Source organism: Borrelia hispanica CRI (assembly GCF_000500065.1).
GTDB lineage: Bacteria > Spirochaetota > Spirochaetia > Borreliales > Borreliaceae > Borrelia > Borrelia hispanica.
In genome coordinates this window covers 48,695-72,802 of the sequence record NZ_AYOU01000163.1, presented here as the reverse complement: position 1 = coordinate 72,802, position 24,108 = coordinate 48,695, and the positions used below count along the sequence as shown (strand labels likewise).

The 24,108-nt window shown below is 27.4% G+C and carries 23 protein-coding genes; 13 read left to right on the top strand and 10 right to left on the bottom strand.

The features are described 5' to 3' along the window. The first annotated feature begins 108 nt into the window (after positions 1 to 108). A complete protein-coding gene (locus tag U880_RS0107290) occupies positions 109 to 873 on the top strand; it encodes a ParA family protein (RefSeq protein WP_024655388.1) in 765 nt (254 codons plus the stop codon). Beyond that, a complete protein-coding gene (locus U880_RS0107285) occupies positions 863 to 1,573 on the top strand; it encodes a hypothetical protein (RefSeq protein WP_024655387.1) in 711 nt (236 codons plus the stop codon). The genes U880_RS0107290 and U880_RS0107285 overlap by 11 nt, the downstream gene beginning before the upstream one ends. Here U880_RS0107285 and U880_RS0107280 read toward each other — a convergent pair. The 3 genes from U880_RS0107280 to gyrB form a co-directional block, all read right to left on the bottom strand. Next, entirely contained in the window at positions 1,535 to 2,317 is a 783-nt protein-coding gene (locus U880_RS0107280; RefSeq protein WP_024655386.1) for a ParB/RepB/Spo0J family partition protein, read from the bottom strand. The genes U880_RS0107285 and U880_RS0107280 overlap by 39 nt on opposite strands. Positions 2,318 to 2,459: 142 nt before the next feature. Further along, positions 2,460 to 4,892: a DNA topoisomerase (ATP-hydrolyzing) subunit A gene (gene gyrA / locus U880_RS0107275; RefSeq protein ID WP_024655385.1), complete on the bottom strand. Its 2,433-nt coding sequence runs from the start codon at positions 4,890 to 4,892 to the stop codon at positions 2,460 to 2,462. Positions 4,893 to 4,903: 11 nt separating this feature from the next. After that, positions 4,904 to 6,808 (bottom strand): DNA topoisomerase (ATP-hydrolyzing) subunit B, encoded by a 1,905-nt coding sequence (gene gyrB / locus U880_RS0107270; protein ID WP_024655384.1) that lies wholly within the window; start codon positions 6,806 to 6,808, stop codon positions 4,904 to 4,906. A gap of 249 nt (positions 6,809 to 7,057) precedes the next feature. Here gyrB and dnaA point away from each other — a divergent pair, with 249 nt between their 5' ends. The 11 genes from dnaA to U880_RS0107215 all read left to right on the top strand — a co-directional run bounded on the left by dnaA (position 7,058) and on the right by U880_RS0107215 (position 17,220). Beyond that, entirely contained in the window at positions 7,058 to 8,512 is a 1,455-nt protein-coding gene (gene dnaA / locus U880_RS0107265) for a chromosomal replication initiator protein DnaA (protein ID WP_024655383.1), read from the top strand. A 263-nt stretch (positions 8,513 to 8,775) separates the two neighbouring features. Continuing rightward, positions 8,776 to 9,936 (top strand): DNA polymerase III subunit beta, encoded by a 1,161-nt coding sequence (gene dnaN / locus U880_RS0107260; RefSeq protein WP_024655382.1) that lies wholly within the window; start codon positions 8,776 to 8,778, stop codon positions 9,934 to 9,936. A gap of 19 nt (positions 9,937 to 9,955) precedes the next feature. Then, positions 9,956 to 11,023, top strand: coding sequence for a DNA replication/repair protein RecF (gene recF / locus U880_RS0107255; RefSeq protein ID WP_024655381.1), 1,068 nt, complete (start codon positions 9,956 to 9,958; stop codon positions 11,021 to 11,023). Then, a complete protein-coding gene (locus tag U880_RS0107250) occupies positions 11,004 to 11,303 on the top strand; it encodes a DciA family protein (RefSeq protein ID WP_024655380.1) in 300 nt (99 codons plus the stop codon). Before recF ends, U880_RS0107250 begins: the two co-directional genes overlap by 20 nt. A gap of 94 nt (positions 11,304 to 11,397) precedes the next feature. Next, positions 11,398 to 11,553 carry a 50S ribosomal protein L34 gene (rpmH, locus tag U880_RS0107245; RefSeq protein ID WP_012538194.1) on the top strand — a complete coding sequence of 52 codons (156 nt, stop codon included), beginning with the start codon at positions 11,398 to 11,400 and terminating at the stop codon, positions 11,551 to 11,553. After that, positions 11,534 to 11,878 carry a ribonuclease P protein component gene (gene rnpA / locus U880_RS0107240; protein WP_024655379.1) on the top strand — a complete coding sequence of 115 codons (345 nt, stop codon included), beginning with the start codon at positions 11,534 to 11,536 and terminating at the stop codon, positions 11,876 to 11,878. Before rpmH ends, rnpA begins: the two co-directional genes overlap by 20 nt. After that, positions 11,875 to 13,512, top strand: coding sequence for a membrane protein insertase YidC (gene yidC / locus U880_RS0107235; RefSeq protein ID WP_024655378.1), 1,638 nt, complete (start codon positions 11,875 to 11,877; stop codon positions 13,510 to 13,512). Before rnpA ends, yidC begins: the two co-directional genes overlap by 4 nt. Further along, positions 13,509 to 14,231, top strand: a complete 723-nt coding sequence (jag, locus tag U880_RS0107230; protein ID WP_024655377.1) for an RNA-binding cell elongation regulator Jag/EloR — start codon at positions 13,509 to 13,511, stop codon at positions 14,229 to 14,231. Before yidC ends, jag begins: the two co-directional genes overlap by 4 nt. A 57-nt stretch (positions 14,232 to 14,288) precedes the next feature. Continuing rightward, positions 14,289 to 15,347, top strand: coding sequence for a GDP-mannose 4,6-dehydratase (locus U880_RS0107225; RefSeq protein WP_024655376.1), 1,059 nt, complete (start codon positions 14,289 to 14,291; stop codon positions 15,345 to 15,347). A gap of 124 nt (positions 15,348 to 15,471) precedes the next feature. Further along, positions 15,472 to 16,551, top strand: a complete 1,080-nt coding sequence (fbaA, locus tag U880_RS0107220; protein WP_024655375.1) for a class II fructose-bisphosphate aldolase — start codon at positions 15,472 to 15,474, stop codon at positions 16,549 to 16,551. 258 nt (positions 16,552 to 16,809) lie between these two features. After that, positions 16,810 to 17,220: an Hsp20/alpha crystallin family protein gene (locus tag U880_RS0107215; protein WP_024655374.1), complete on the top strand. Its 411-nt coding sequence runs from the start codon at positions 16,810 to 16,812 to the stop codon at positions 17,218 to 17,220. A gap of 37 nt (positions 17,221 to 17,257) precedes the next feature. On the opposite strand, the gene aspS is transcribed toward U880_RS0107215, so the two are convergent. The 7 genes from aspS to U880_RS0107180 are packed head-to-tail and all read right to left on the bottom strand — an operon-like array spanning position 17,258 to position 24,088. Continuing rightward, a complete protein-coding gene (gene aspS / locus U880_RS0107210; RefSeq protein ID WP_024655373.1) occupies positions 17,258 to 19,015 on the bottom strand; it encodes an aspartate--tRNA ligase in 1,758 nt (585 codons plus the stop codon). 3 nt (positions 19,016 to 19,018) lie between these two features. Then, complete coding sequence (locus U880_RS0107205) at positions 19,019 to 21,079, bottom strand: cation:proton antiporter domain-containing protein (protein WP_235048051.1); 2,061 nt, start codon at positions 21,077 to 21,079, stop codon at positions 19,019 to 19,021. A 56-nt stretch (positions 21,080 to 21,135) separates the two neighbouring features. Beyond that, entirely contained in the window at positions 21,136 to 21,414 is a 279-nt protein-coding gene (locus tag U880_RS0107200; protein WP_024655371.1) for an HPr family phosphocarrier protein, read from the bottom strand. Between the two features lie 14 nt (positions 21,415 to 21,428). After that, a complete protein-coding gene (locus tag U880_RS0107195) occupies positions 21,429 to 21,725 on the bottom strand; it encodes an HPF/RaiA family ribosome-associated protein (RefSeq protein ID WP_024655370.1) in 297 nt (98 codons plus the stop codon). Further along, the gene (rpoN, locus tag U880_RS0107190; protein WP_024655369.1) at positions 21,715 to 22,971 is read right to left on the bottom strand and encodes an RNA polymerase factor sigma-54; all 1,257 of its coding nucleotides are present in this window, start codon (positions 22,969 to 22,971) and stop codon (positions 21,715 to 21,717) included. Before rpoN ends, U880_RS0107195 begins: the two co-directional genes overlap by 11 nt. Positions 22,972 to 22,973: 2 nt before the next feature. Further along, complete coding sequence (locus U880_RS0107185; protein ID WP_024655368.1) at positions 22,974 to 23,507, bottom strand: chromate transporter; 534 nt, start codon at positions 23,505 to 23,507, stop codon at positions 22,974 to 22,976. Positions 23,508 to 23,509: 2 nt separating this feature from the next. Then, complete coding sequence (locus tag U880_RS0107180) at positions 23,510 to 24,088, bottom strand: chromate transporter (protein ID WP_024655367.1); 579 nt, start codon at positions 24,086 to 24,088, stop codon at positions 23,510 to 23,512. Positions 24,089 to 24,108: the final 20 nt, after the last annotated feature.

Sequence of the window (24,108 nt, the reverse complement as noted above, 5' to 3'; positions counted from 1 at the left end):
TTAATTTACTAATTAACTATTTAGAAATAATTTTTCACATAGTATGATTTTTATTATTTATGTTTTACAATAGAATATTATCAAAATACACAATAAGAGAAAATTTATATGACAATAATATCAATTATCAATCAAAAAGGTGGAGTTGGAAAGACAACTAGTGCTATAAATATAGCCTATGCAATAACATTACTACAAAAAAAAGCTCTCTTAATAGATATTGACTCACAAGGAAATACTAGTAGTGGAGTCAATATTGCAAAAAAAGAAACTGAAAATTCAAGTTATGAGCTTATTTATAAAAAGAAAAAAATCAAACCTATCAAAAATTTCAACTTAGATATAATTCCTTCAAGTCTTAAATTAGCATTACTTGAAAAAGAACTAATAAATGAAATTGCAAGAGAAAATTTTTTAAAAAATGCATTAGAGCAATATAAAAAAGATAATTATGATTTCATTATTCTTGATTGCCCCCCCACCCTGTCAATACTCACAATAAACGCTCTTGTTGCAAGTAAGTACCTTTTAATACCAATAGAAACAGAATTTTTTGCATTTGAAGGAATAAATCTATTATTAGATACAATAACAGCTGTTAAACAGATTAATAAAAATCTAGAAATCGCTGGGGTATTTATAAATAAATACGATATTAGAAATAAAAGCAAAGAAAAATATATAGATTTATTACAAAAAGTATTTAAAGAAAAATTTTTAAATACCAAAATAAGAAAAAATATAAGTATATCTAAATCTCAAGAAGAAAATATTCCAGTACACGTATATAACAAAGAAAGCAATGCAGCAAAAGATTTTTTAGCACTTACAAAAGAAATAATTGAAAAAATAGAAGGTAAAAATGTCAGATAATCTAAACACCTTAATGACCTTAATGGGAAAAAAGTTAGATAAAAATCAAAACAACGACAATACTTTAACCAAACAAGAACTAATAGTCGTTCAAAATAAAAATTTTAAATATGAAAACTTGGATCAAGAGATAGCCAATTTTTTAAAAAAGAAACAATATGAAATCTTTAATATATTTAACAATACATACACAGAAATTGGAAGAATACTAAAAGAAGCACAAGAAAAATTACGTGGAAGCAATCAATATGACGGACTTTTTTATAAATGGTTTACTAGCATGGGATTTAAAAAAGACAAAGTATATTCATTAATATCACGATATGAATTGCTTGTCGAAAATTCCGATAAGCAATCCATAATAAAAAATCTACCACTATCATTATCATATGAAATTTCTAAAAAATCATGTCCTATCAATTTAAAAATGGAAGTTCTTAATGGAAAGATAAAAACTTTAAAAGAATTTAAATCACGTCATCAACAAGACAACAACAATAAAAACAATACAAAAATACAACTTAAAAAAGAAGATATTATGAAATTAATAGAATTACTTTTACAAAAATTAGAAAATACCAAAAATATTGATTTAGATCAGATAAATAACAAAAAAGAATTTCTGGTTATTTTACAAGAAATAAAACAAAATATAAAAAAATTACTTAATATTTTCAAAAATAGAGATAATTCTCTTTAAATCAGAAGATGTAAAATAACTTATTTCTATTTTTCCCTTTTCCTTGTTTCCTTTAATACTTATTTTAGTTTGTATTCTGCTTATTAAAAATTCTTTAAGACTATTTAAAAAAGGATCTCTAGAAATTTCTGATTTATCATTGATAGTTTTATAAAGATTTTTAACATAATTTTCTGCATCTCTAACAGACAATTTCTTTTTAATTATTAAAAGATAAAGGGCATATCTATCTTGATTATCCTTTAAAGACAATAAAACTTTAGCATGACCCAATGATATTTCTTTTTTATGCAAAGAATTTAATATTTCTTGTTCAAGCTCTAAAATCCTAACTAAATTGGCAACATGAGATCTATTTTTACCTATTTTTTCAGATAAAGCTTTTTGAGTTAAAGAATGTTTGTCCATAAGATTTTTATAAGCATATGCCTCTTCAACAGGAGTTAAGTTTTCACGTTGAATATTTTCAATTAATGACATAAAATCTTTATTTTTTTTAGTAGCCTCTATCTCTATAACAGGAATCTGACTCATACCTGAAAGTTTAGCAGCTCTAAATCTCCTCTCCCCTATTATTATGTTATACCTACCATTATTAGGATAAACAATAATAGGCTGCAATATGCCATTTTCTTTTATAGAAATACTTAATTCTTCAAGTTCAGCAAGATTAATAGACTTTCTAGGCTGTGATTTATCTATATCTAAAAGATTTATATCTATCATTTTTAAAGCTTCATCCATTTTATCAAAGCCCTCCTGTAATAATACAAAATTTTATAAAGTTGTTCCATGTTAATTTAACTTTAACTTTCAATTTAAACAATCACAAAAAAAAAGAATGTTCCACGTGGAACATTCTAATAATACAATTAATATTGATTTATTATTTAATAAATTTTGAAACAGCTATCAATTTATCTTCATCAAGAGATAACACCTGCATTCCTCTAGCATCCTTACCTTGTTCAGATATTTTGTCAACTAATGTTCGTAACACTTTTGAACTCTTACTTATAAGTAATATTTCATCATCTTGAGAAACTGTAATAGCATCAACAACTGTACCTGCCTTTTCATCAGACTTCTTATAGCAAGTATATCCAGTAGAACCTCTCTTAAGCCCAGTTACTTTAGACACTTCTAATCGCTTTCCATATCCATTTTCAGACATAATTAAAAGATGAGATCCTTGTCTTACGGCTAAAGCCTTAATAAACATATCTCCCTCTCTTACTTTCATTCCAGACACCCCTTGAGTTCCTCTATGTGTCAATCTAATGTCATTAGAGCTAAATGCAAAAGCATTACCCTTTTTGGAAATACAAATAATTTTATCATCTCTAGATACAATCTCCGCACTTGTAACAAAATCTTTCTCATCAAGTTTCATAATAATAACGCCCCTTGATTTAACAGTTTTAAACCCTTCAGTTTCAATACGTGCTATTTTCCCATTTGCGGTTGTTATTAATAAATAATTATCTACAGATAATTCACTGCAATTTTTAATAGCTAATATTTCTTCTTTCTCTCCTAAATTAATAAGTTCACGAATATTTTGTCCTCTTGAAGTTCTAGAAGAATCTTTAATCCCATAAGCATTAATTACATAAAGCTTACCTTCATTTGAAATCATCAATAAAAAGTCATGAGTATTTACACATAAAGCAACATTAATTTGATCGCTATCTTGTAAATCAAAAGAACCAAGGCCCTTACCACCTATACCTTGGAGTTTATATTCATCTTGTAAGACCCTTTTAATAAAACCTTGCTTTGTAAGAATAACAATAACATTTTCCCTCTGCATTAAATCTGACATACTAGTTTTTAAAACCTCCTCATCATAAATTATTTTTGTTCGGCGATCATCGCCAAATCTTAAACTTAAATTAATAATCTCATCTCTTATCATATTAATAATTCTTGATGGACTTATTAGAATATCTTCATAATCTTTTATTAAAGCTAATACAACTTTAAAATCTTCGTCTATTTTTTCCACCTCAAGAGATGTTAATTTTTGTAACTTCATATCCAGTATAGAATTAGACTGTATTTCCGACAGTTGAAATTCTCTCATAATACATTCTCTAGCATCTCTTACAAGTCTAGAAAATCGTATTATCTCTATTACCCTATCAATATTCCTTAGTGCAATATTTAACCCTTCAAGAATATGGGCCTTTTCTTGTGCTCTCTTTAAGTCAAACTCTACACGCCGTCTAAGAATATCCTTTCTATGCTTGATAAATTCAGATATAAGCTCTTTTAAATTTAATTGTTTAGGAATACCATTAACAAGAGCTAAATTATTTATACTAAAATTCCTCCTAAGTTCGGTATATTCATAAAGTAAATTCATCACAACATGAGGATCAAAACCTTTTTTAATTTCAAGAACAATTCTAATACCTTCACGATCTGACTCATCCCTTATATCAGATACACCCTCCAATTTTTCTTCTTTTATTAACAATGCAATCTTCATAAGTAGAGAAGATTTGTTAACAGCATAAGGTATTTGTGTAATTATAATAGAAATATTATCTTCCGACTTCTCTTCAATATGATACCGTGCCCGAATAACAACGCTACCTTTTCCCGTAGTATAAGCCTTAATTAAATTTTCATTATAAATAATCTCAGCATAAGTTGGAAAATCTGGACCTTTAATTATTGCTATTAAATCGTAAATAGAAACATCATCATGATCTAACATATAAATTATGGCATCACAAACCTCTCTCAAATTATGAGGAGCCATATTTGTAGCCATCCCAACAGCAATACCACTAGAACCATTGACTAAAAGAAATGGAAAAGCTGCTGGTAAAACCTCAGGTTCAAGCAAAGAATCATCATAATTAGGTTTAAAATTAACAGTTTGTTTATCTATATCTATAACGAGCTCTTCTGCTATCTTTGCCATCCGAGCTTCAGTATATCGCATAGCAGCAGGAGGATCTCCATCAATAGAACCAAAATTTCCTTGTCCACTAACTATAGGATATCGTAACGAAAAATCCTGTGCAAGCCTTACAAGAGCCTCATAAATTGACTGATCACCATGAGGATGATATTTACCAAGAACATCTCCAACAATCCGCCCAGCCTTTTTAAACGACTTATCAGACTTAAGACCCATTTCATGCATTGAATATAAAATTCTTCTGTGAACAGGCTTAAGACCATCTCTAACATCAGGAAGAGCCCTTGAAACAATAACAGACATTGCATAATTTAAATACGAAGTCCTAACCTCATCTTCTATCTTTATATTTAATACTTGCTCTTTATTATTTTCAATTGCCATTAGTGCTCCAATCACACATCTAGATTTACCACATCAAGTGCATTCTGCTCAATAAATTCTCTTCTAGGTTCAACATCATCCCCCATAAGAGTAACAAAAATTTTCTCAGCTTGTATAGCATCATCTATTTCTATTAACTTCATTTTTCTAGTAGCAGGATTCATAGTAGTTTCCCAAAGTTGTGTAGGATTCATCTCTCCTAATCCTTTATATCTTTGTAAACTTACTTTATTCCTTTTCCCAACATCAATCGACCCTAAAAAAGTTTCCTTTTCAAAATCATCATAAAAATAATACACCTTATTTTCATGTTTAATCTTATAAAGAGGTGGCATAGCTATATATACATGCTTATTATCAATCAATTCTCTCATATAACGAAAGAAAAATGTAAGAAGTAATGTTCGAATATGAGATCCATCAACATCAGCATCAGCCATAATAATAATTTTATGATAGCGAAGCTTTTCAATATAAAAAGCTTTACCAACACCAGCTCCAAGAGATGCAATTATCGGAATCAGTTTATCATTTGTAATAACTTTATCTTCTCTGGTTTTCTCAACATTAAGCATTTTACCCCATAATGGCAAAATAGCTTGAAAAAACCTATCTCTTCCCATTTTTGCACTTCCTCCTGCAGAATCACCCTCTACAATGTAGATTTCTCTCTCTGCTGGATTTTTAGATGTACAATCCGCTAATTTACCAGGCAATGCCAAACTTTCAAATGCACTTTTCTTTCTCTCAGATTCCCTTGCTTTTCTTGCAGCTTCACGAGCACGAGCAGCCCTTACTGCCTTATTAAGAATAATATCTATTTCTACAAAATTTTCATTAATAATCTTTAAAAGTCCATCATATACAATGGTTTCAACAATTTTTTTTATATAAGAATTTCCCAATTTTCCTTTGGTTTGCCCCTCAAACTGAGGTTCTGGCACTTTAATAGAAATTACTGCTGTTAGTCCTTCTTTAAAATCATCTAATGTAAGATTGGGAATATCTTTTTTGCTTATTTTTGAATCCCTAAAAGCTTCACTCATTGCTTTTAAAAGTCCACTCTTAAAGCCAGCAACATGAGTTCCTCCCTCCTTGGTATTAATATTATTTACAAAAGATAAAGTATTATCAGAATATCCTTCAGTCCATTTAAGACCAACACTAACAATAACATCATTACAAACTCCTTCAATAAAATAAGGACTACTTTGAATATTTTTATTATTATTAGTTATATAATCTACAAAAGCTTTTATCCCACCTTCAAAATAAAATTCTAAAAATTTTTCTTCGCCTAATCTCCTATCTTCAATTGAAATACGTATTTTATCATTTAAAAATGCAAGTTCTCTAAGCCTCCTTGACAAAGTTTCAAAATCATATTTTAAAGTTTCAAAAATTTCAGAATCAGCAAAAAAAGTAACTTTAGTACCAGTATTAGAACTTACTCCAACAACCTCAACTTCAGATGTCGGAATACCTTTTGAATACGTTTGTCTAAAAAGCTTCCCTTCTCTGCTAACAACTACTTCCAAGAAAGATGATAAAGCATTAACAACCGAAATTCCAACTCCATGAAGTCCACCAGAAACTTTATAAGTACCCTTATTAAATTTCCCTCCAGAATGTAATTTTGTTAAAACAAGTTCAAGTGCACTAATGCCTTCCTCTTCATGAATATCTATAGGAATGCCCCTACCATTATCATTCACCATTATAGAATTATCTGAATTTATAACAACCTCTACCTTGTCACAAAATCCTGCCAAGGCTTCATCAATACTATTGTCAACAATTTCATAAACTAAATGATGCAACCCATTAATTGAAACAGAGCCAATATACATACCAGGCCGTTTTCTAACAGCTTCAAGACCCTTTAAAACTTGAATATTACTAGCAACATAACTCATAAACCTTCCACACAATTAATCATAATATACGATATAAGCAAATTTTACATTAAAAACAATATAATATCCATTAAATGACACAAACTACGAAACACATCTAGCTTGACCTAAAAATAATAAAATTTCAATACCTATAAATTGTTAAGATCATGTTCCGGTTCATTATTATACTATATAATAGTTATACATACATATGCTAATAAATCAAAAAACTATAAAATAAAAAGCCAAAAACAATGAGGATAAGATATGCACGAAGGAAAAAACATATGGAGCTTAATTTTAGCAGCAATAAGAAAAGAACTCTCTGAAGAAGAATTCTATATATGGTTTGAAAATTTATATTTCATAGATTCAATTGGTGAAAATATCAAGATAGCTACACCAAATTCTTTTCACAAAAATCAAGTAGAGAAAAGATTTTCAAAAAGAATAAAAGAAATTCTCATAGAAAAAGGACATAATACAATTAATGTCGAATTTATACATTCACAAAATGAATTAAAAGATCATAATACAGAATCAAAAAATATTTCATTAAAAGAAATTACAACTCAACAAGACTTACAAGCAAAAAACAAAGACATCAAAACTCATCCAAAAAACATGATAAATAGCACAAAACAATACAGTATCAAAGAAGAAATTCATCTAAAATATAGAAATCCTTTTCTTAAAAAAAAATATACATTTGAAAACTTTATTATAGGAACAAACAATAAGCTTGCATATAATGCAAGTTTATCAATCGCAAAAAATCCTGGGAAAAAATATAACCCATGCTTAATTTATGGTGGAGTTGGGCTTGGAAAAACACATTTGCTTCAAAGCATAGGAAATAAAACAGAAGAATTACACAAAGAATTCAAAATACTTTACGTAACTGCCGAAAATTTTTTAAACGAATTTGTAGAAAGCATCAAAACAAATGAAACAAAAAGATTTAAAAAAAAATACCGACATCTAGACATGTTATTACTAGATGATATTCATGATTTACAAAAAAAAGAAGGTATACAAGAAGAGCTATTTCATACTTTTAATGCCCTTTATGAAGATAATAAACAAATGGTATTTACCTGCGACAGACAGCCTTCAGAACTTGTAAATTTTACAGACAGACTTAAGAGCAGATTTACAAGAGGATTAAATGTCGATATATCAAAACCAAATTTTGAATTAAGAGTAGCTATTATAGAAAAAAAGGCAGAAGAAGATGGCATTAAAGTTCCTAAAAACATTCTCAATTTAGTTGCAAAGAAAGTTACAACCAATATAAGAGATCTCGAAGCTGCTGTAACAAAATTAAAAGCCCACATAGATCTTGAAGACATAGAAATTGACACTAACATAGTAGACAAAATAATTAAGGAAATAATAGCTTATGAAAACGATAATACAAACACACCTAATAAAATAAACATTGAAAATATAAAAAAAGTTATATTAAGGGAACTAAAACTTACAAATAAAGATATTGAAGGAAATAGCAAAAAACCTGAAATCACAAAAGCAAGACATATTTATGCTTATCTTTTAAGGAATTTTACAGAACTTTCAACAATTGAAATAGGTAAAATCATTGGAGGAAAAACCCATTCAACAGTACTTTATTCAATAAATAAGATAGATAAGGATAGAAATAAAGATCTAGAAATTAACAATTTAATCATAGAACTTATGAACAAAATAAACAAAAATTAGTAAAATTGTTCAAAATCAAAAATATTTTTGAACAATTTTCAACAAATTGAACAAAAAATTCATCAAAAAATAGAAAGAATTGAACATATGTTATTGTTTATAATATAATAATATAAATAGAATTGAACAATTAGACACCTTCCTACTAATACAACTATTAAATATAATAAAAAGACAAAATAAAAAGCATGTCAAATAAAAAGAAATATTTTATCTTTATAAAAGTTAAAAGATAATAATATAATAAAAGGGAGGGTAAAAAGTTGAATGAGAAATTTATACTATGCGATACGGAACAAATTTCAGATGAGATTGATAAAGCAAAAAGCATAATCCTAAATAGAAACATAAACGATATTTGGAGTGCAATATTGCTTGAGATCGAAAGTTCCAATCTTACAATAAAAGCAACAGATAGAAACATCTTTTTTGAAAGTACAATACCAATTGTTTCTACAGATAATTTTAATGTGCTAATAAACGCTTCTAATCTTGCAGATGCCGTAAAAGCGCTGAATTTATACGATGAACTAAAAATGAAATTTAAAGAAGATGAAAATAAACTGGATATCATTGGAGAATCAAACAACAATAACGAAAATTATGCGAATGACCATTTAAGTGAACCAACTTTTTCTACTGAAGAGATCGAAAATTACAATTATGATATAAATGATGAGGTTTATAATTTTACATTCGAACTAAATCAAAAAGACTTAAAAAAAATCATAAGCAAAGTTGCATTTTCTGCATCACATGATGAGTCTAAAAATGCCTTGAACGGCATTTATTTTACAAAAGATAATAATTCTGTATTAACACTTGTTGCTACTAATTCATACAGAATGTCTATATATAAAACAGATTTGATATTTGAAGAAGATGTCAATTTCATCGTTCCTGTTAAAATGTTTAATCTTTTAAAACAGATGTTAACAGGAGAAGGAATAATAAAATTTAAGGTTTCTGATAAAAAATTTTATGTTGAGTTTAATAATTATAAAATAGCTTGTAGCTTGATTAGTGGAAACTATCCTGATTATGAGAGCATAATACCTGATGAATATACAAATAGAGCATTAATAGATGTTTCTATGTTTAAAGACAGACTTTCAAGAGTAAACTCTTATACGGACAAAAGGTCTAAAAAGGTGGTTCTAAATTTTTCCGTTAATCAGTTAAAACTTATGGCAGAAGATCCAATTACAGGACGTAAGGGTGAGTTTTTTATGCAAGGCTTCAATTACGATTATGAAGGAACTGAAGAAATTTTGGCCGTTAATAGTGTTTATATAACCGAGGCAATGGGTGTGTTTGATACTCCAAAATTAGAGATAAAATTTAGTGCTGGGGGTTTGTTAAAATTAAGTGAAGAGGATAATTGCGACTTTACTCATTTGATAATGCCCTTGATGTTAAACTAAAATTATTTTTTATTGGAAGATGGTAAAAAAGATTGAATTTTTTAATTTTAAAAATATAGAAAATCAGGTTATTAATTTTGATTTTGATAACATATACTTTTGCGGAGAAAATGGTTCTGGAAAGACTAATATTCTTGATGCTATTTATTGTCTTGCTTTTGCGTCTTCATTTTTAGTTAATACCGATAAAGAGCTTATTACATATGGTGAGAGAGAATTTTATTTGAAGTGTTTTTATCAGACTAAAGAAAAAAATGGAGAGATTAATTTATCAGTTAGAAATGGTAAAAAAGAAATAAAGGTTAACAATAGCATTGTAAAAGATAGAAAGGATTTAATATTAAATATTCCAGCAATTATTTTTTCAAATCATGATATTGATTTTATCATTGGTGCTCCGATTAAAAAGAGATGGTTTTTTGATCAGGCAATGAGTTTTATTTCTTTAAGTTATTTGGACTTGCTTAGGAAGTATCGGAAAATTTTAAAACAAAGAAATTTGATTTTAAAACAGCGTGATAAAGATTTACTTAAAATTTACAATGAAACTTTTGTTGATTGTGCTTTGGAAATAACAGAAATGAGAAAAAATTTTGTTGAACATTTTTGTAGATTTTTTCAATATTATTGTTCATTAATTTTTGATGTTTCGTGTAATTTAAAGATTAAATATTTTCCTTCTGTTACATGTTGTAGTAAAGATGAATTTTTCGAGATTTTGTGTTTAAGGGAAAAAGATGAACTTTATAGTGAGACTACTTTGATAGGTCCCCATAGAGATTTGTATGAAATATTGAATGATCACAGAGTTTTTACCGATCATGCTTCAACAGGACAAATTAGGGTACTTGCTTTGATTTATAGGCTTGTTCAAGTAATCATTTTTAATGATAAGTTTAATATGTCACCTATTTTATTATTTGATGATGTATTTTTAGAGTTAGATAGTATAAAAAGGAGAAAAGTGTTTGAAATTTTACCAAAAGATTCCCAATGTTTTTTTACATTTTTAGATGATTGTTATGATGTTAATAGGGAGAGTAATTTTATAGTATATAGGATGAATAATGGAAGATTTGAGCTTTAAAAAAGTAGCTGATGTGTTAAAAAATTATTTAAATACCAATATATGTGCTAATGAAAAGCTAAGTGCAAATTTGGTACTCTCTCAGAACTGGCAAGTTATATTTAAAGAGCTTGCAGATAAAGTAAAATTATTAAATTTGAAAGATAATAAGATATTATTTGTTGCTGTTAAGAATTCAAGTATTTTATATAATATCTCTTGTAATAAAGCAAAGATAATAGAGTCAATAAAGGAATCTACAGGCCTTGAAATATTAGATATAAAGGTTTTAATAAGGTGATTGATTTTATTGACAATTATAATTGGATAATATAACATTGTATTGTTTAAGTTATATCTTATGAGTATAGAATGTTTTTAGTTGGAGGACTTGATTGAAACGAACTTATCAGCCGAGTCGGGTTAAGAGAAACAGAAAATTTGGATTTAGGGCTAGAATGAAAACTAAAAGTGGAAGACTTATTCTTGCTAGAAGAAGAGCTAAGGGAAGATCAAAATTAACTGTTTCTGATGAAAAAAAGAAATATTAATATAAAATCCAGATTAGAGATACAAGAACTTTTTAAAAAAGGTCAATTTGTTAAGATAGAAGGGATTAACATATTTTATAGATTTACAAGTTTAGCAATCTCTAGAATACTTATTACTTTTCCTAGGGTCTTTAAAGGTGCTGTTAAGAGAAATCGTGTTCGAAGGGTTTTTAAAGAATGCTTTAGAGAATATTTTCCTTTGTTAAAGGATGGGTGTGCTGATTTTATTTTCGTAGTTTATCCTCAAAAAGCAAATATCAATTACCATGAAGTTAAGACAATACTAAAGAATATGATTGTTTATGTTATGAAGAGGAAAGTGTGAGCCCAAATAAAAGAATTTTACGAGCTGTTTATTTGTCTTTATTTTTTATAGGTATTTTTATGCTTATTGATGATTTTCTTTTTTCTCGAAAAGATTCTTCTTTGATAAATGAGGAGATTAAATTTGATTTAAATAAGGATTTTAATATTGATAATTCTTTAATCGATGAAGATTTTACTTTTAATTTAAGTGATAATTCTGAAGATATTAATGTTGATACAGATATATATCATGCTACTTTTTCAACATTTGGTGGAAATTTGATTTCTCTAAAACTTAAGAATCATTTAAATTTAGAGAAGAAGCCAACAGAAATAGTTAAGGTTCAAACACAAAATCCAAGTCTTTTTTATATTACCTTAGATAAATTAAGCAAAAGTCTGTTTTTATATAATCAAATAGATAGTCATGTACATGATTTTAAGACAAATGTTGAAGTTAATGGTAAATATTATGAATATATAAAAAGATATACATTTTCCAAAAGCAATGAATATTTAATCAAACTTGAAATTTTTTTAAATAACATTGATGTTAGTGATGATATTGGTATTGATTTTTATAAATTTGTATTAAATTCTGGGATTGAAGAATTAAGTGCTAAGGGTAAGTTGCAATATAATAATTATTTATCCCATGCTATTTATTATGACACTAAGCTGAGATATGGTAAGGATGGTTTAAATATTGCAAATCCTAAATGGGTTGGTGCTGGAACTAAATATTTTGAAGTTTTAGTTTCAAAAGAGAATATGAAGGTTGAATTTAAGCATGAAAATAAGATTTTAAATGCTTTTATTTTAAACAAATTGGATAACAAAAATGTTAGTGATGTTTTTTATATCTATGCGGGGCCTAGAGACAATAAATATTTAGATATTTTTAATCAGAGAGAGTTAAATAGTTTTGGTTTATCTAATGTTGAATTTGGAATGTCTGTAGAGAAAAGTTTATTGTATTTTCTTCAAGTTCCTATGCAATTGATAATGCAAATTTTTTATAATGTTATTCCCAATTGGGGTCTTTCAATAATATTTTTGACAATTGTTGTAAGGATACTGATATTTCCTTTGACTTTTAAAAGTTTTAGAGCTACAGCAGAGCTTTCTAAATTACAACCAAAAATGAAAGAAATACAAGTTAAGTTTAAAAGTGATCCTAAGAGATTAAATGAAGAGATGAGTAAACTTTATAGAGAGGAAGGTGTTAATCCTATTGGAGGATGTTTTCCTATTCTTTTGCAACTACCCGTATTTTTTGCTCTTTATGGTCTTGTGAATAATTTCTTTGTGTTAAGAGGAGCTAGTTTTATTCCTGGTTGGATTGATGATTTGTCAATTGGTGATAGCATATATTATTTTGGATATAAAGTTTTTGCGTGGACTGATATTAGGATTTTGCCTTTTATTATGATGATTACTCAATTATTATCTACGGTAGTTAGTTCTAATGTTAGTTTTAAAAGTCTTGGAGCACAACAGAAGTTTTTATATTTTGGTATGCCTATCATGTTTTTTTTCATATTATATGATATGCCATCAGGACTTCTAATATATTGGATTACAACCAATATTTTTACCATTTTACAACAATACTATATAAAGATGAATTTATCTGAAAGGAGGAACAAATGAGTTATGAATTTTATGGAAAGACAGAACAAGAAGCAATTAAGAAAGCTATGAGAGATCTTGATTTAAGAGAAGGTGAATTTGATGTGGAGATTTTAGATAAGGAGAAGGTTGGATTTTTATTTAAAAAAGAAATGATTAGGATAAAAGTGTCTCCCCATGCTAAAGAGGAAGAAGTAAAGTCTGACATTCAGTTTGATGAGGATATTTATAATAAAGTATTGGATTTTGTTAAAGGAATCATCGATAAAATGGGTTATTCTGTTAATTTAAAGATTGAATCTAGAGAGGGTAATTATGTTAAGATTGTTATTGAAACAGACAGTCCAAATATTTTGATTGGAAGGGAAGGTCGAAATTTAGATGCTTTGCAGCTTTTAGCAAATATTTATATATCTAGACTTATTGGAGATACTGGTAATTTTAATAGAGTAATATTAGATATTGAAGATTATAGGGAGAGATTTAAATCAAGGTTCATTAATTTAGCAATAAATTCTCTACATAAGGTAAAAAGAAGTAGACGTTCTATTTTGTTACCAACAATGAATCCTTTTGAGAGAAGGATTATTCATACTACCTTAAATCGTTATAGTGATATTAAGACTGAAAGTGAAGGAGATGGAAATTTGAAAAGGGTGAGAATTTCTTATGTTAGAAATAGTAAATATAATAATAATTTTCGAACTTATCATAAAAAGGATGCTAATTCTAAGAAATAGGAAATTTTATTCTTTTGAGTGTGTAAAGCCGGTAGTTTATAGTTTTTAGAGGTGTGTATGAGGGTATTATTAACAGGAATTGCAGGGTTTATTGGTTTTCATGTTGCTAAGAAACTTGCTGATGATGGGCATGAAGTTTTAGGTATAGACATTTTAAATAATTATTATGATCCTAGTTTGAAATATGAAAGACTAGAAATTTTAGGATTTGATCGTGAAAATATAGATAGTAAGAAGGTTGTGAATAGTCATAAATATAATAATTTAAGTTTTTTTAATCTTGATATTTTGAATAAAGAGCAAGTTTTGTCTCTTTTTAATAATTATAAATTTACTCATATTTGTCATTTAGCAGCTCAAGCAGGTATTAGAGATAGTATTGAAAATCCAGATAGTTATATTGCTGTTAATATTGTTGGGTTTTTTAATGTTTTAGATGCATGCAGGATATATAAAGAGTCTATTGAACATTTTGTTTATGCATCTACTTCTGCAGTTTATGGCTTAAATGAAAAAATGCCATCAAGTGAAGATAGCATTACAGATCATCCTTTAAATTTGTATGCAGCTAGCAAAAAATCTAATGAAGTAATAGCTCATGCTTACAGTTCATCTTTTAATATTCCGACAACAGGATTAAGATTTTTTACAGTTTATGGACCTTATGGGCGACCTGATATGGCATTGTATTTATTTGCAGATGGTATTATGAGACAATCTGCAATTAATATCTTTAATAATGGAGATATGGCTAGAGATTTTACATATGTTGATGATGTTGTAAATGGTGTTTGTAATGTATTAAAAAAACCGGCTAAGAGTGATAGTAATTTTGATACTCAAAATCCCAATTCTTCAAGTTCATTTGCTCCATATAGAATATATAATGTGGGTACTGGGCATGCTGTTAAGCTTATGGAATTTATTAATGAGCTTGAAATAAATCTTGAGAATAAAGCTTTTAAGAATTTCTTACCTATGCAAAAAGCAGATGTTGTAGAGAGTTGTTGTGATATTTCAAAACTTAAAAATGATTTTGCTTATGAAGCTTTGACTTCTATTAAAGACGGGATTCGGAAATTTGCAATTTGGTATAAATCGAAGATATCTAAATAATCATTTTTGTTTTGTTTTTATGAAATTGATTTTTTATAATTTTGTTTTTTAAATGTAGGGTTAATTTTTAATTTTTACAGATATAATGGAAATATATATTTAGTTTTAGTAAGGAGGTTTATAGGTGGGTGTGTTAAATAAAATTAAACCTGGAGTGGTTTATGGCAAGGATCTACATACTTTATATGAGATATGTAAAAGTGAAGGATTTGCAATTCCTGCAATTAATTGTGTAGGGACTAATTCAATTAATGCTGTCTTAGAAGCAGCTAAAGAAATTAATTCTCCTATTATGATACAGTTTTCAAATAGTGGTTCTTCTTTTGTTGCTGGTAAGGGATTAAAAGTTGAAAAGTCTCAAGGAACTTCTATACTTGGAGCTATTTCTGGTGCTATGCATGTTCATTTGTTGGCAGAGCATTATGGGATACCTGTTGTTTTACATACAGATCATTGTGCAAAAAATTTAATTCCTTGGGTTGAGGGACTCTTAGAATATGGAGAAAAATATTATAAAGAGCATAATAGGCCTTTGTTTTCTTCACATATGTTAGATTTATCTGAAGAGCCAATTAAAGAAAATATTGAAATGTCTAAGAAATTTTTAGAGAGAATGTCTAAGATAGAGATGTTTTTAGAAATTGAACTTGGAATTACTGGTGGTGAAGAAGATGGTGTTGATAATTCAGAGAGAGCACATCATGAGTTATTTTCAACTCCTGAAGATATTTATTATGGTTATTCTGAACTTATTAAGATTAGTCCTAATTTCCAAATTGCAGCAGCTTTTGGAAATGTTCATGGTGTTTATAAGCCTGGCAATGTTCAACTTACTCCTAAAGTATTACGAGATGGACAGAATTATGTGATATCAAAGATTAATTCAACTAATCCGAAACCTGTGTCTTATGTGTTTCATGGAGGTTCTGGATCAACAATAGAAGAAATTCATGAAGCACTCTCTTATGGTATTGTGAAGATGAATATTGACACAGATACTCAATGGGCTGCTTGGGAAGGTGTATTAAATTATTACAAAAAGAATGAAAATAGACTTCAAGGACAGCTTGGTGATGGTAAGGATGTTGATGTTCCAAATAAAAAATTTTATGATCCCAGAGTGTGGCTTAGAGAATCTGAGATTAGTATAAAGGAACGTGTAAAAATTGCTTGCAAGAATCTTAATAACATTAATAGAAATTAATAGGATATTAAGACAAGTAAAAATTATTGAAAAACTGAAATTTTGTCGCCTCTGTGGGCGGCTTTTATTTTTTTATTTTTGTGTATTTATTATACATAAATTAACTTCTTATCATATATAGTGTTCCATCTTGTATCATCATATATCATCATATTTGTGTTTTTTGTTTTTTATTTTGATATTTATTTAATATCTAAGTTAGATCTTTGGTACGATTTTTGCATAGGTTTTTTTAAATTGATAAAAAAGGAGATTTGTATGTGGTTAACAAATTATAAGAAAAATTTTTTGGATTTTTTGAATGATGACTTTGATTTTGTGAATTCTAGAGGTATTCAAGATGTTCCAGTTAATATTAAGGATGAGGGTGATTCATTTGTTCTTGAGGCTTATCTTCCAGGAATAAATAAGGAAGATATATCAATTTCAATTAAAAATGATTATTTGACAATCAGTTATGAAAGTAAAGATGAAAGAGAAGAGAGGGATGATAATTATTTAAGGGTAGAGAGAAGAGATATTTCTTTTTCAAGGAGTTTTAGATTGTCAGGAAATATTGAACAAAATAAGATCAAATCGGAGTTAAAAAATGGTGTTTTGCTTATTAAACTTCCAAAAAACTCAGAAGTTATTGAGAAATCTAAAGAGAAAAAAATTGTAATTGAATAAATTTTCTGCTCCCTTAATTAAGGATGCAAAAGCATCCTTAATTTTTATCATTTTCAATTTTCAAACTTAGTTCTTTGAGCTGTTCATTTGAAATTTTAGAAGGAGATTTATCAAGCGGACTTGCAGCAAATGAATTTTTTGGAAAAAGTATTACATCTTTTATTGAATTTGAATTTGTCATTAACATTAAAAGCCTGTCAATTCCAATTGCTATTCCTCCATGAATGGGAGCCCCATATTCTAATGCTTTTAGAAAAAAACCAAATCTCTCTTCAGCTATTTTATCGTTAAATCCTACTATATTAAAAATTCTTTGTTGCAGTTCTTTGGTATGTACTCTGATTGATCCTGAACCCAGTTCTGTTCCGTTTAATACAATATCATAAACTTCTCCTAAGACTTCACTTGGATTACTCTCTAGGGTGTTTATATATTTTTTTTGAGGCATTGAAAACATGTGGTGAGCTGCTTTATAACTTTGTGTATCCTCATCATATTCAAATAAAGGAAAATCATAAACCCATAAAAACTCAAACATATTCTTGTTGATAAGATTAAGTTCATTTGCAATTTTAATTCTAATTTGCCCTATGCTTTTACAAGCAGTTTCCCATAGGTCGGCTATAAAAAATATTATGTCATTATTTTTAAGTGAATAAGTTTCAATTAGAGTTTGTTTGATTGGATTTATAAACTTTGCAATGCCACCTGTAAATTCATTATTTTCTATTTTTGTAAAATAAAGAGCACGTGCTTTATAAAGTTTGGCATGTTCTTCTAATGAATTGATCTTGCTTCTTGAGAAATTGTGTGCTTGATTTTTTATAATAAGTGCTTTTATTGTTCCTTTGTTTTGTAATGTGTCTTTAAAGATGTCAAATGGAGATTGTTTTAAAGCTTTGCTCATGTCTTGTATTAATAATTCATATCTAGTATCTGGTTTGTCACTTCCATATATATTCATTGCATCTTTGTATGTAATTTTTTTGAATTTTTTTGGCAATTTAATATTTAATGAATTTTTAAAAATAGTAAAAATAAGACTTTCTATTAGTTTAAATATATTTTCTTTTTTTATAAAACTCATTTCAAGGTCAAGTTGTGTAAATTCTGGTTGTCTATCGCCTCTTGAATCCTCATCTCTGTAGCATCTAGCTATTTGAAAATATTTATCAAGCCCGGCTATCATTGCAAGTTGTTTATAAATTTGTGGTGATTGTGGTAGTGCATAAAAATGACCCTTATGTATTCTTGATGGAACAAGAAAATCTCTGGCACCTTCTGGAGTTGACTTAACAAATGTCGGTGTTTCTAATTCTAAGAAATCTTGTTTTGTTAGATGATTTCTAATGATATTTATTACTTTACTTCTTAATATTATTTTTTGTTTTTGTTCTTCTCGTCTTAAATCTAAATACCTATATTCAAGTTTGGAATTATCACTTGCATTATTATTGTCTTCAATCATAAAGGGTAATTCATTGCATTTTGAAATTATATCTATATTTTCTGCAATTATTTCAAATTCCCCAGTTTTCATTTCTTTGTTTATAAGTTCTAAAGGTCTTAAATTTAATTTTCCTTGAATTTTAATGCAGTATTCCATTTTTATTTGAGATGTTATTTTTAAAAGTTTCTCATCACTTACAAGTATTTGTGCTTCATCATATCTGTCTCTAATATTGATGAATGTGACTTTTCCATGATTCCTTATTTTTTTTACCCATCCATTTATTTCTATCTTTTTATTTATAAGTTTATTATTTATTTGATTGCATTTAATGATTTTAAACATAACCTACCCTATTAATATGTTATAAATTTCTTTGTCGGTTTTAGCTTTAAGCATTGCTTTTTTATTAGAATCAACTTTACCTACAATAGATGATAAAATGCGTGGATAATTAACATGTTCTTTTGCTGGATATAATATTAATATAAAGATATAGCTTAAATTTTTATCAATAGCATTAAAGTCAATTCCATCATGACTGATGCCGATTGCAATGTGCATTTTTTTTATTAAATTAGTTTTCAAATGAGGTATTGCAAATCCTTCTTTTAGAGCTGTGGTTATAAGTTTTTCTCTCTCCATTAGGTCTTGTAGTATTATTTCTTTGTCGATATCAATTTTTATTATACTAAGTAATTCTCTTAGTACTTCAGTTTTATTTGTTGCTTTTAAATTTAATATTATATTTTCTTTTTTGATTCTTTTATCCAAAGCAATATTACTGCGTATTTTATCGTAGTTTATTGAGTAATTTAATTTTTGTGCTTTTACAGAAACTATTTTTACTTCTTCTGTGATTTTCTCTAAATTTAAAATAGTTTCTCTTAGTAGATCTTGTATGATTATTAAATGTTTTTTTGGACATTCAAATGTGATTTTGCTTCCTTCTCTTTTAATTGAAAGTGATATATCATTTCGTCGTGCATTTATATATTGTGAGAAGTCATTTTTTATTTGTTGAGTAAAAAATCCTTCGTTTCTTAACTCGTTTTTCAAGTCCCATACAAATATTTTTGTTAAATTATCATATTTAAGTGATATTGTAATTTGAGTGTTTTGTTCTATTTTCATTTCTTTCTTTAATCCATTTTTATTTATTTGGAATAAGATATTTATTATTGGTGTTGCGATAATTGTTGGAAGGAAAACTATAATTATTATTATTCCAAATATTTTTTGGCTTATAAATTCGGAAGAGAGAGCTACATTTGCAATAATTAGTGATATTTCACCTCTTGGAACCATTCCAAAAGCTATTCTTAGTGCACCTAGTTTGTTAAATCCTAAAAAGTATGATGGAATAAAACAATATACTACCTTTGTTGCTATTGCTATCAAACTAAGCAAAGTGCCAATTATTAAAACTTCTTTTGATAATATTACGTTAATATCAGCCATCAGTCCTATTGATGTGAAGAATATTGGTATAAAAAATCTTTCAAATATTGTTAATTTATCCTGAATTACATATACAATATCTGTTTTTGACATTGCAAGCCCAAATATGTAAGCTCCAATTACAAATGACATTCCTAGATTTTGAAAAATACTTGAAATAATAAAGGTAAATGTAAGAGTTATTACAGTTGCTAAGGTTACACTATTAAAGCTTTTGAGTAATTGTGAAATTGGTTTTGATAGTAAGATCAGTATAAATGTTAAACAAAACCAAATTAATATGTTTTGAATTGTAGATCTAATTGAGATTGTAATGTCAAGATCAGATAGAGATCTCGATATTGTAATTACACTTGTGAGCATAATCATTGAGAGGACATCATCAATTATTGATGTTGATATTATTGTAACTCCTTCTGATGTACTCATTTTTTTCTTTGCTGAGAGTATGCTTGCTGCAATGCCTGCAGAAGAAGGTGTTGCAATAATTCCTATAAAAAGAGATGTGGGATTTATTAATTGCACATCAAATAAAATGGTAGATATTAGTGCAAAACTTGTAAAAGTACCAATTACTTCTGTTATACCTATTAATCCTCCACGTGGTAAAAACTTAAGAAATAATTTTAAATCTGTCTCAAGACCTGCCATAAAGAGTAGTATTATTGAAGCTATTGTTGATATTGCAAATATGTCTTCATTTATTAGATAATTTTCTCCGCTATTAATGATTCCTAATGGAAATAGTAAAGGTATTCTAATTTTACCAAGACATGTTGGACTTAAAAGTATTCCTGCTGTTATTTGTCCTATTACTTTTGGAATTCCAAATCTACTTACCAAATTACCAAGAAGACTGGCTGATATTACAATGATTGCTAGACTCATTATAAAAGAAGAAATTTTGGCATCAATGTTATGTCCCGTATCTTTCATATAGTCTACCATTCCAAATGAAAGAATAGGATTTATGGCAAATAGTATTGTGTATAAAATTTTCTTTCTCATTTTTGAATCTCTTTTTTAAAGTTGGATTGTATTAATTTTTTTAGCCTATCAATTATTTCAATTTCGTCTTTACCATTTGCAACAATTGTTATTTTTTCTTTATATAGAATGCCAAGTATCATAATTTCAACTGTAGATTTTGCATCAGCTTCTCTTCCATCCTCTGTAATTAGTTTTATATTGCAATAGGAATATTTATTTGCAAGTTCTGAAATCATACTTGATGGTCTTGCATGTAGTCCCTCTTTGTTTGTTATTTCAATTGTTGTTTGCATTTAATTTTACTTGTTTATTTTATTGTATCTTTTTTACTTTTTTCTTTGTTTGCTGTGTTTTGTAATCGTTCTATTAATCTTTCTGTTAAGGCATGTAATTCTTTTCCTTCTTCTGTAATATGTATTATTTTGCCCCAATTAAAGTGGAGGTGAGCATCTACATCAAAAATATCATTTTCTTTTTTTATTGTAATTTTAAGACTTTCTGCATGCTGTTTAATGTGTGTTCCAATTTTATCTAGTTTTTTTAAAATAAAATCTTTCATATCATCATTTAAATGATAATTGATGGCTTGTATTTTAGGTTCCATAAATTTCTCCTTCACATTTTAATTCATTTCTATATTTGTTTACAGTTCTTCTTGAAATAGTGATTCCTTTAGATTTTAGTATATCAGAAATTTGGCTATCTACCATATTTTTATTCTGTTCTAACATTCCTTTTATTATTAGTTTAATGCTTAATTTGGAAAATTCATTTGTTTTAGCACCACCTATTGAATTAAATAATTTTCTAATTGCTATTGTGCCCCAGTCAAATTTTAAATATTTATTTTTTATTGCTCGTGATACAGTTGATTTTGATAGATTGATTTTTGTAGATATATCATCTAATTTCATTGGTCTTAAGCTCTTAAATCCTCTTCTTAAAAATTCTTTTTGTAATGTATATATTGCTATTCCTATTTTAGCTAATGTTTCATCTCTATATCTTAAGGCTTCAATGAGCCATTTTGCTTGTTTGTATTTACATAAGTCTTTAGCTTCTTGTTTATTAATTTCTGTTTTAAAAATACTGACCTCTTTAATTTTGATTTTGAGTTTATTGCCTTTATTGATAACAATAATATCTGGTTCAATATATTCATTAGTATCGTCTTTGTCTTTAAATTCAAATGTTGGATTGGGATTAAGTTTAAGTCTCATTGTGTTAATGGCGTCATTTAAATCTTGTGTGCTAATATTTAATTCTTTTTTTAGTTTTTCTTGAGTATTTGTAAGTAAATCTGCTTTTTGAAGAATTTTGATTATACTTGTGTCTAATTTATGGTATTTTGCTTGTAATATTAATGATTCTATGATATTGGGTACGCAAATTCCTATTGGATCAAATTGTTGAATCAATTTGATCATTTTAGTGACCTGTGGCCATTCTTCTTTATTAAAGAAATCATAAGGATTTATTATGTATAGTCCTTTTCTATTTAGATTGTTTATTATGATTTCTCCTATATTAATTTCTTCTTCATTAAGTCTTTGAATTCGAAGTTGTAATAAGAGATGTTCTTTAAGTGAAATTTTAGGTGATGTTTTAGCCAGTGCAATTTCATATTGTGTTTTGTTATTTTCATTTTCTTTATAAAAGAATTTTTTAAACTTGTAAGTTTTTAGTGATTCAAAAAAGATTTTATTTGAATCCACTTTAATATATTCATTATTGTCGAGTTCCTCTGATATAATTTGTATTAATTCTTGCTTATCAAGACTTAACATTTTGATCGTGTTAATTTGTGTTAATTGTAATTTCTGTGTTAATTTTAAGCTTTGTTTTAGCATCTTTACATAAGAATATATAGTACTCCACTAGATATGATTAATATTGCAGGGGAAATATTTTTATAGAATAATAAAATAAGTAAGTTTAATCCTGCAAGTGCGAAACTTTTTATAAGTTTTATATTATTATAATCTATTTTGAAAAATATGTTTTCAAATAGAATTAGAATAGTTACTATCCATAGTGCGATAATTACGGGCTTTAGATGTTCAAGGTAATATTGTAAAAAGTTTATTTTATGTATTGTTGATATTATAAAGATAATAATTAATATTGGCGCGCTAATTAATGCCATTGTTGCAATTATTGCGCCTGTAATGCCAGCTACCTTGGCTCCTACATATGTTGCTATATTGGTGGCTATGGGGCCAGGAGTAATTCTAGATATTGTAATGATATTAATAAACTCTTCTTGAGTTATCCATTCTTTACGTTCAATGATTTCTTTATGAATTGTAGCAGTAATTCCGTTTCCTCCCCCAAAGTTTAAAATCCCTATTTTAAAAAATGTGATGAATAAATTTATTAAAATCAAATTTATACCTTGCTTTTGAAAAAAAATTTTTTCATTGTGTATGTTATAGAGCATATGAGTAAAAATATTAGTAGTATGTATGATAGGTCTATATGAAATTTATAAATTACATATGTTATTAATAAACATGTTCCCCATTTTATTATTGATCGATTTAGCATTTTTTTTGAGAATTCAATAATGATCATTGACATTACTATTGTTGATGATATTTTTGCACCTTCAATAAATTTTTGAAAATAAATGTTATTTGAATTTAAATTTATATAAAGAGCTATTATTGTAATTACAAATATGGATGGTAGTATTCCAGCAATAGTTAATATAAATGCACCTTTAAATCCTTTAATTTTTTTTCCAATTAAAAAGGCAAAATTTATAGCTGTTACTCCAGGGATTATACTTGATGTTGTTAATATTTCTTTAAATTCTTGTTCAGATATTAATTTTTTTTTATTTACAATTGCTTTTTTAAGTTCAGATATTATGAGTAATCCTCCACCAATTGTAATTGTTGTTATTTTAAATACAAGATAAAATAGCTTTAATAATTCATATGATGTTTCTTTTTTTTCGTTCATTAATTTCTATGTTCCAAACT

Bases quoted from the DNA above. Each gene is read 5' to 3' on its own strand.
- U880_RS0107225 (WP_024655376.1), top strand. From the start codon at position 14,289: ATGAGGGTATTATTAACAGGAATTGCAGGGTTTATTGGTTTTCATGTT.
- U880_RS0107215 (WP_024655374.1), top strand. From the start codon at position 16,810: ATGTGGTTAACAAATTATAAGAAAAATTTTTTGGATTTTTTGAATGAT.
- U880_RS0107205 (WP_235048051.1), bottom strand. From the start codon at position 21,079: ATGGTAGACTATATGAAAGATACGGGACATAACATTGATGCCAAAATT.
- gyrB (WP_024655384.1), bottom strand. From the start codon at position 6,808: ATGAGTTATGTTGCTAGTAATATTCAAGTTTTAAAGGGTCTTGAAGCT.
- aspS (WP_024655373.1), bottom strand. From the start codon at position 19,015: ATGTTTAAAATCATTAAATGCAATCAAATAAATAATAAACTTATAAAT.
- rpoN (WP_024655369.1), bottom strand. From the start codon at position 22,971: ATGCTAAAACAAAGCTTAAAATTAACACAGAAATTACAATTAACACAA.
- recF (WP_024655381.1), top strand. From the start codon at position 9,956: ATGGTAAAAAAGATTGAATTTTTTAATTTTAAAAATATAGAAAATCAG.
- U880_RS0107180 (WP_024655367.1), bottom strand. From the start codon at position 24,088: ATGAACGAAAAAAAAGAAACATCATATGAATTATTAAAGCTATTTTAT.
- U880_RS0107290 (WP_024655388.1), top strand. From the start codon at position 109: ATGACAATAATATCAATTATCAATCAAAAAGGTGGAGTTGGAAAGACA.
- U880_RS0107250 (WP_024655380.1), top strand. From the start codon at position 11,004: ATGGAAGATTTGAGCTTTAAAAAAGTAGCTGATGTGTTAAAAAATTAT.
- U880_RS0107200 (WP_024655371.1), bottom strand. From the start codon at position 21,414: ATGCAAACAACAATTGAAATAACAAACAAAGAGGGACTACATGCAAGA.
- dnaA (WP_024655383.1), top strand. From the start codon at position 7,058: ATGCACGAAGGAAAAAACATATGGAGCTTAATTTTAGCAGCAATAAGA.
- jag (WP_024655377.1), top strand. From the start codon at position 13,509: ATGAGTTATGAATTTTATGGAAAGACAGAACAAGAAGCAATTAAGAAA.
- U880_RS0107280 (WP_024655386.1), bottom strand. From the start codon at position 2,317: ATGGATGAAGCTTTAAAAATGATAGATATAAATCTTTTAGATATAGAT.
- U880_RS0107285 (WP_024655387.1), top strand. From the start codon at position 863: ATGTCAGATAATCTAAACACCTTAATGACCTTAATGGGAAAAAAGTTA.
- U880_RS0107195 (WP_024655370.1), bottom strand. From the start codon at position 21,725: ATGGAACCTAAAATACAAGCCATCAATTATCATTTAAATGATGATATG.
- gyrA (WP_024655385.1), bottom strand. From the start codon at position 4,892: ATGGCAATTGAAAATAATAAAGAGCAAGTATTAAATATAAAGATAGAA.
- rnpA (WP_024655379.1), top strand. From the start codon at position 11,534: ATGAAAAAAAGAAATATTAATATAAAATCCAGATTAGAGATACAAGAA.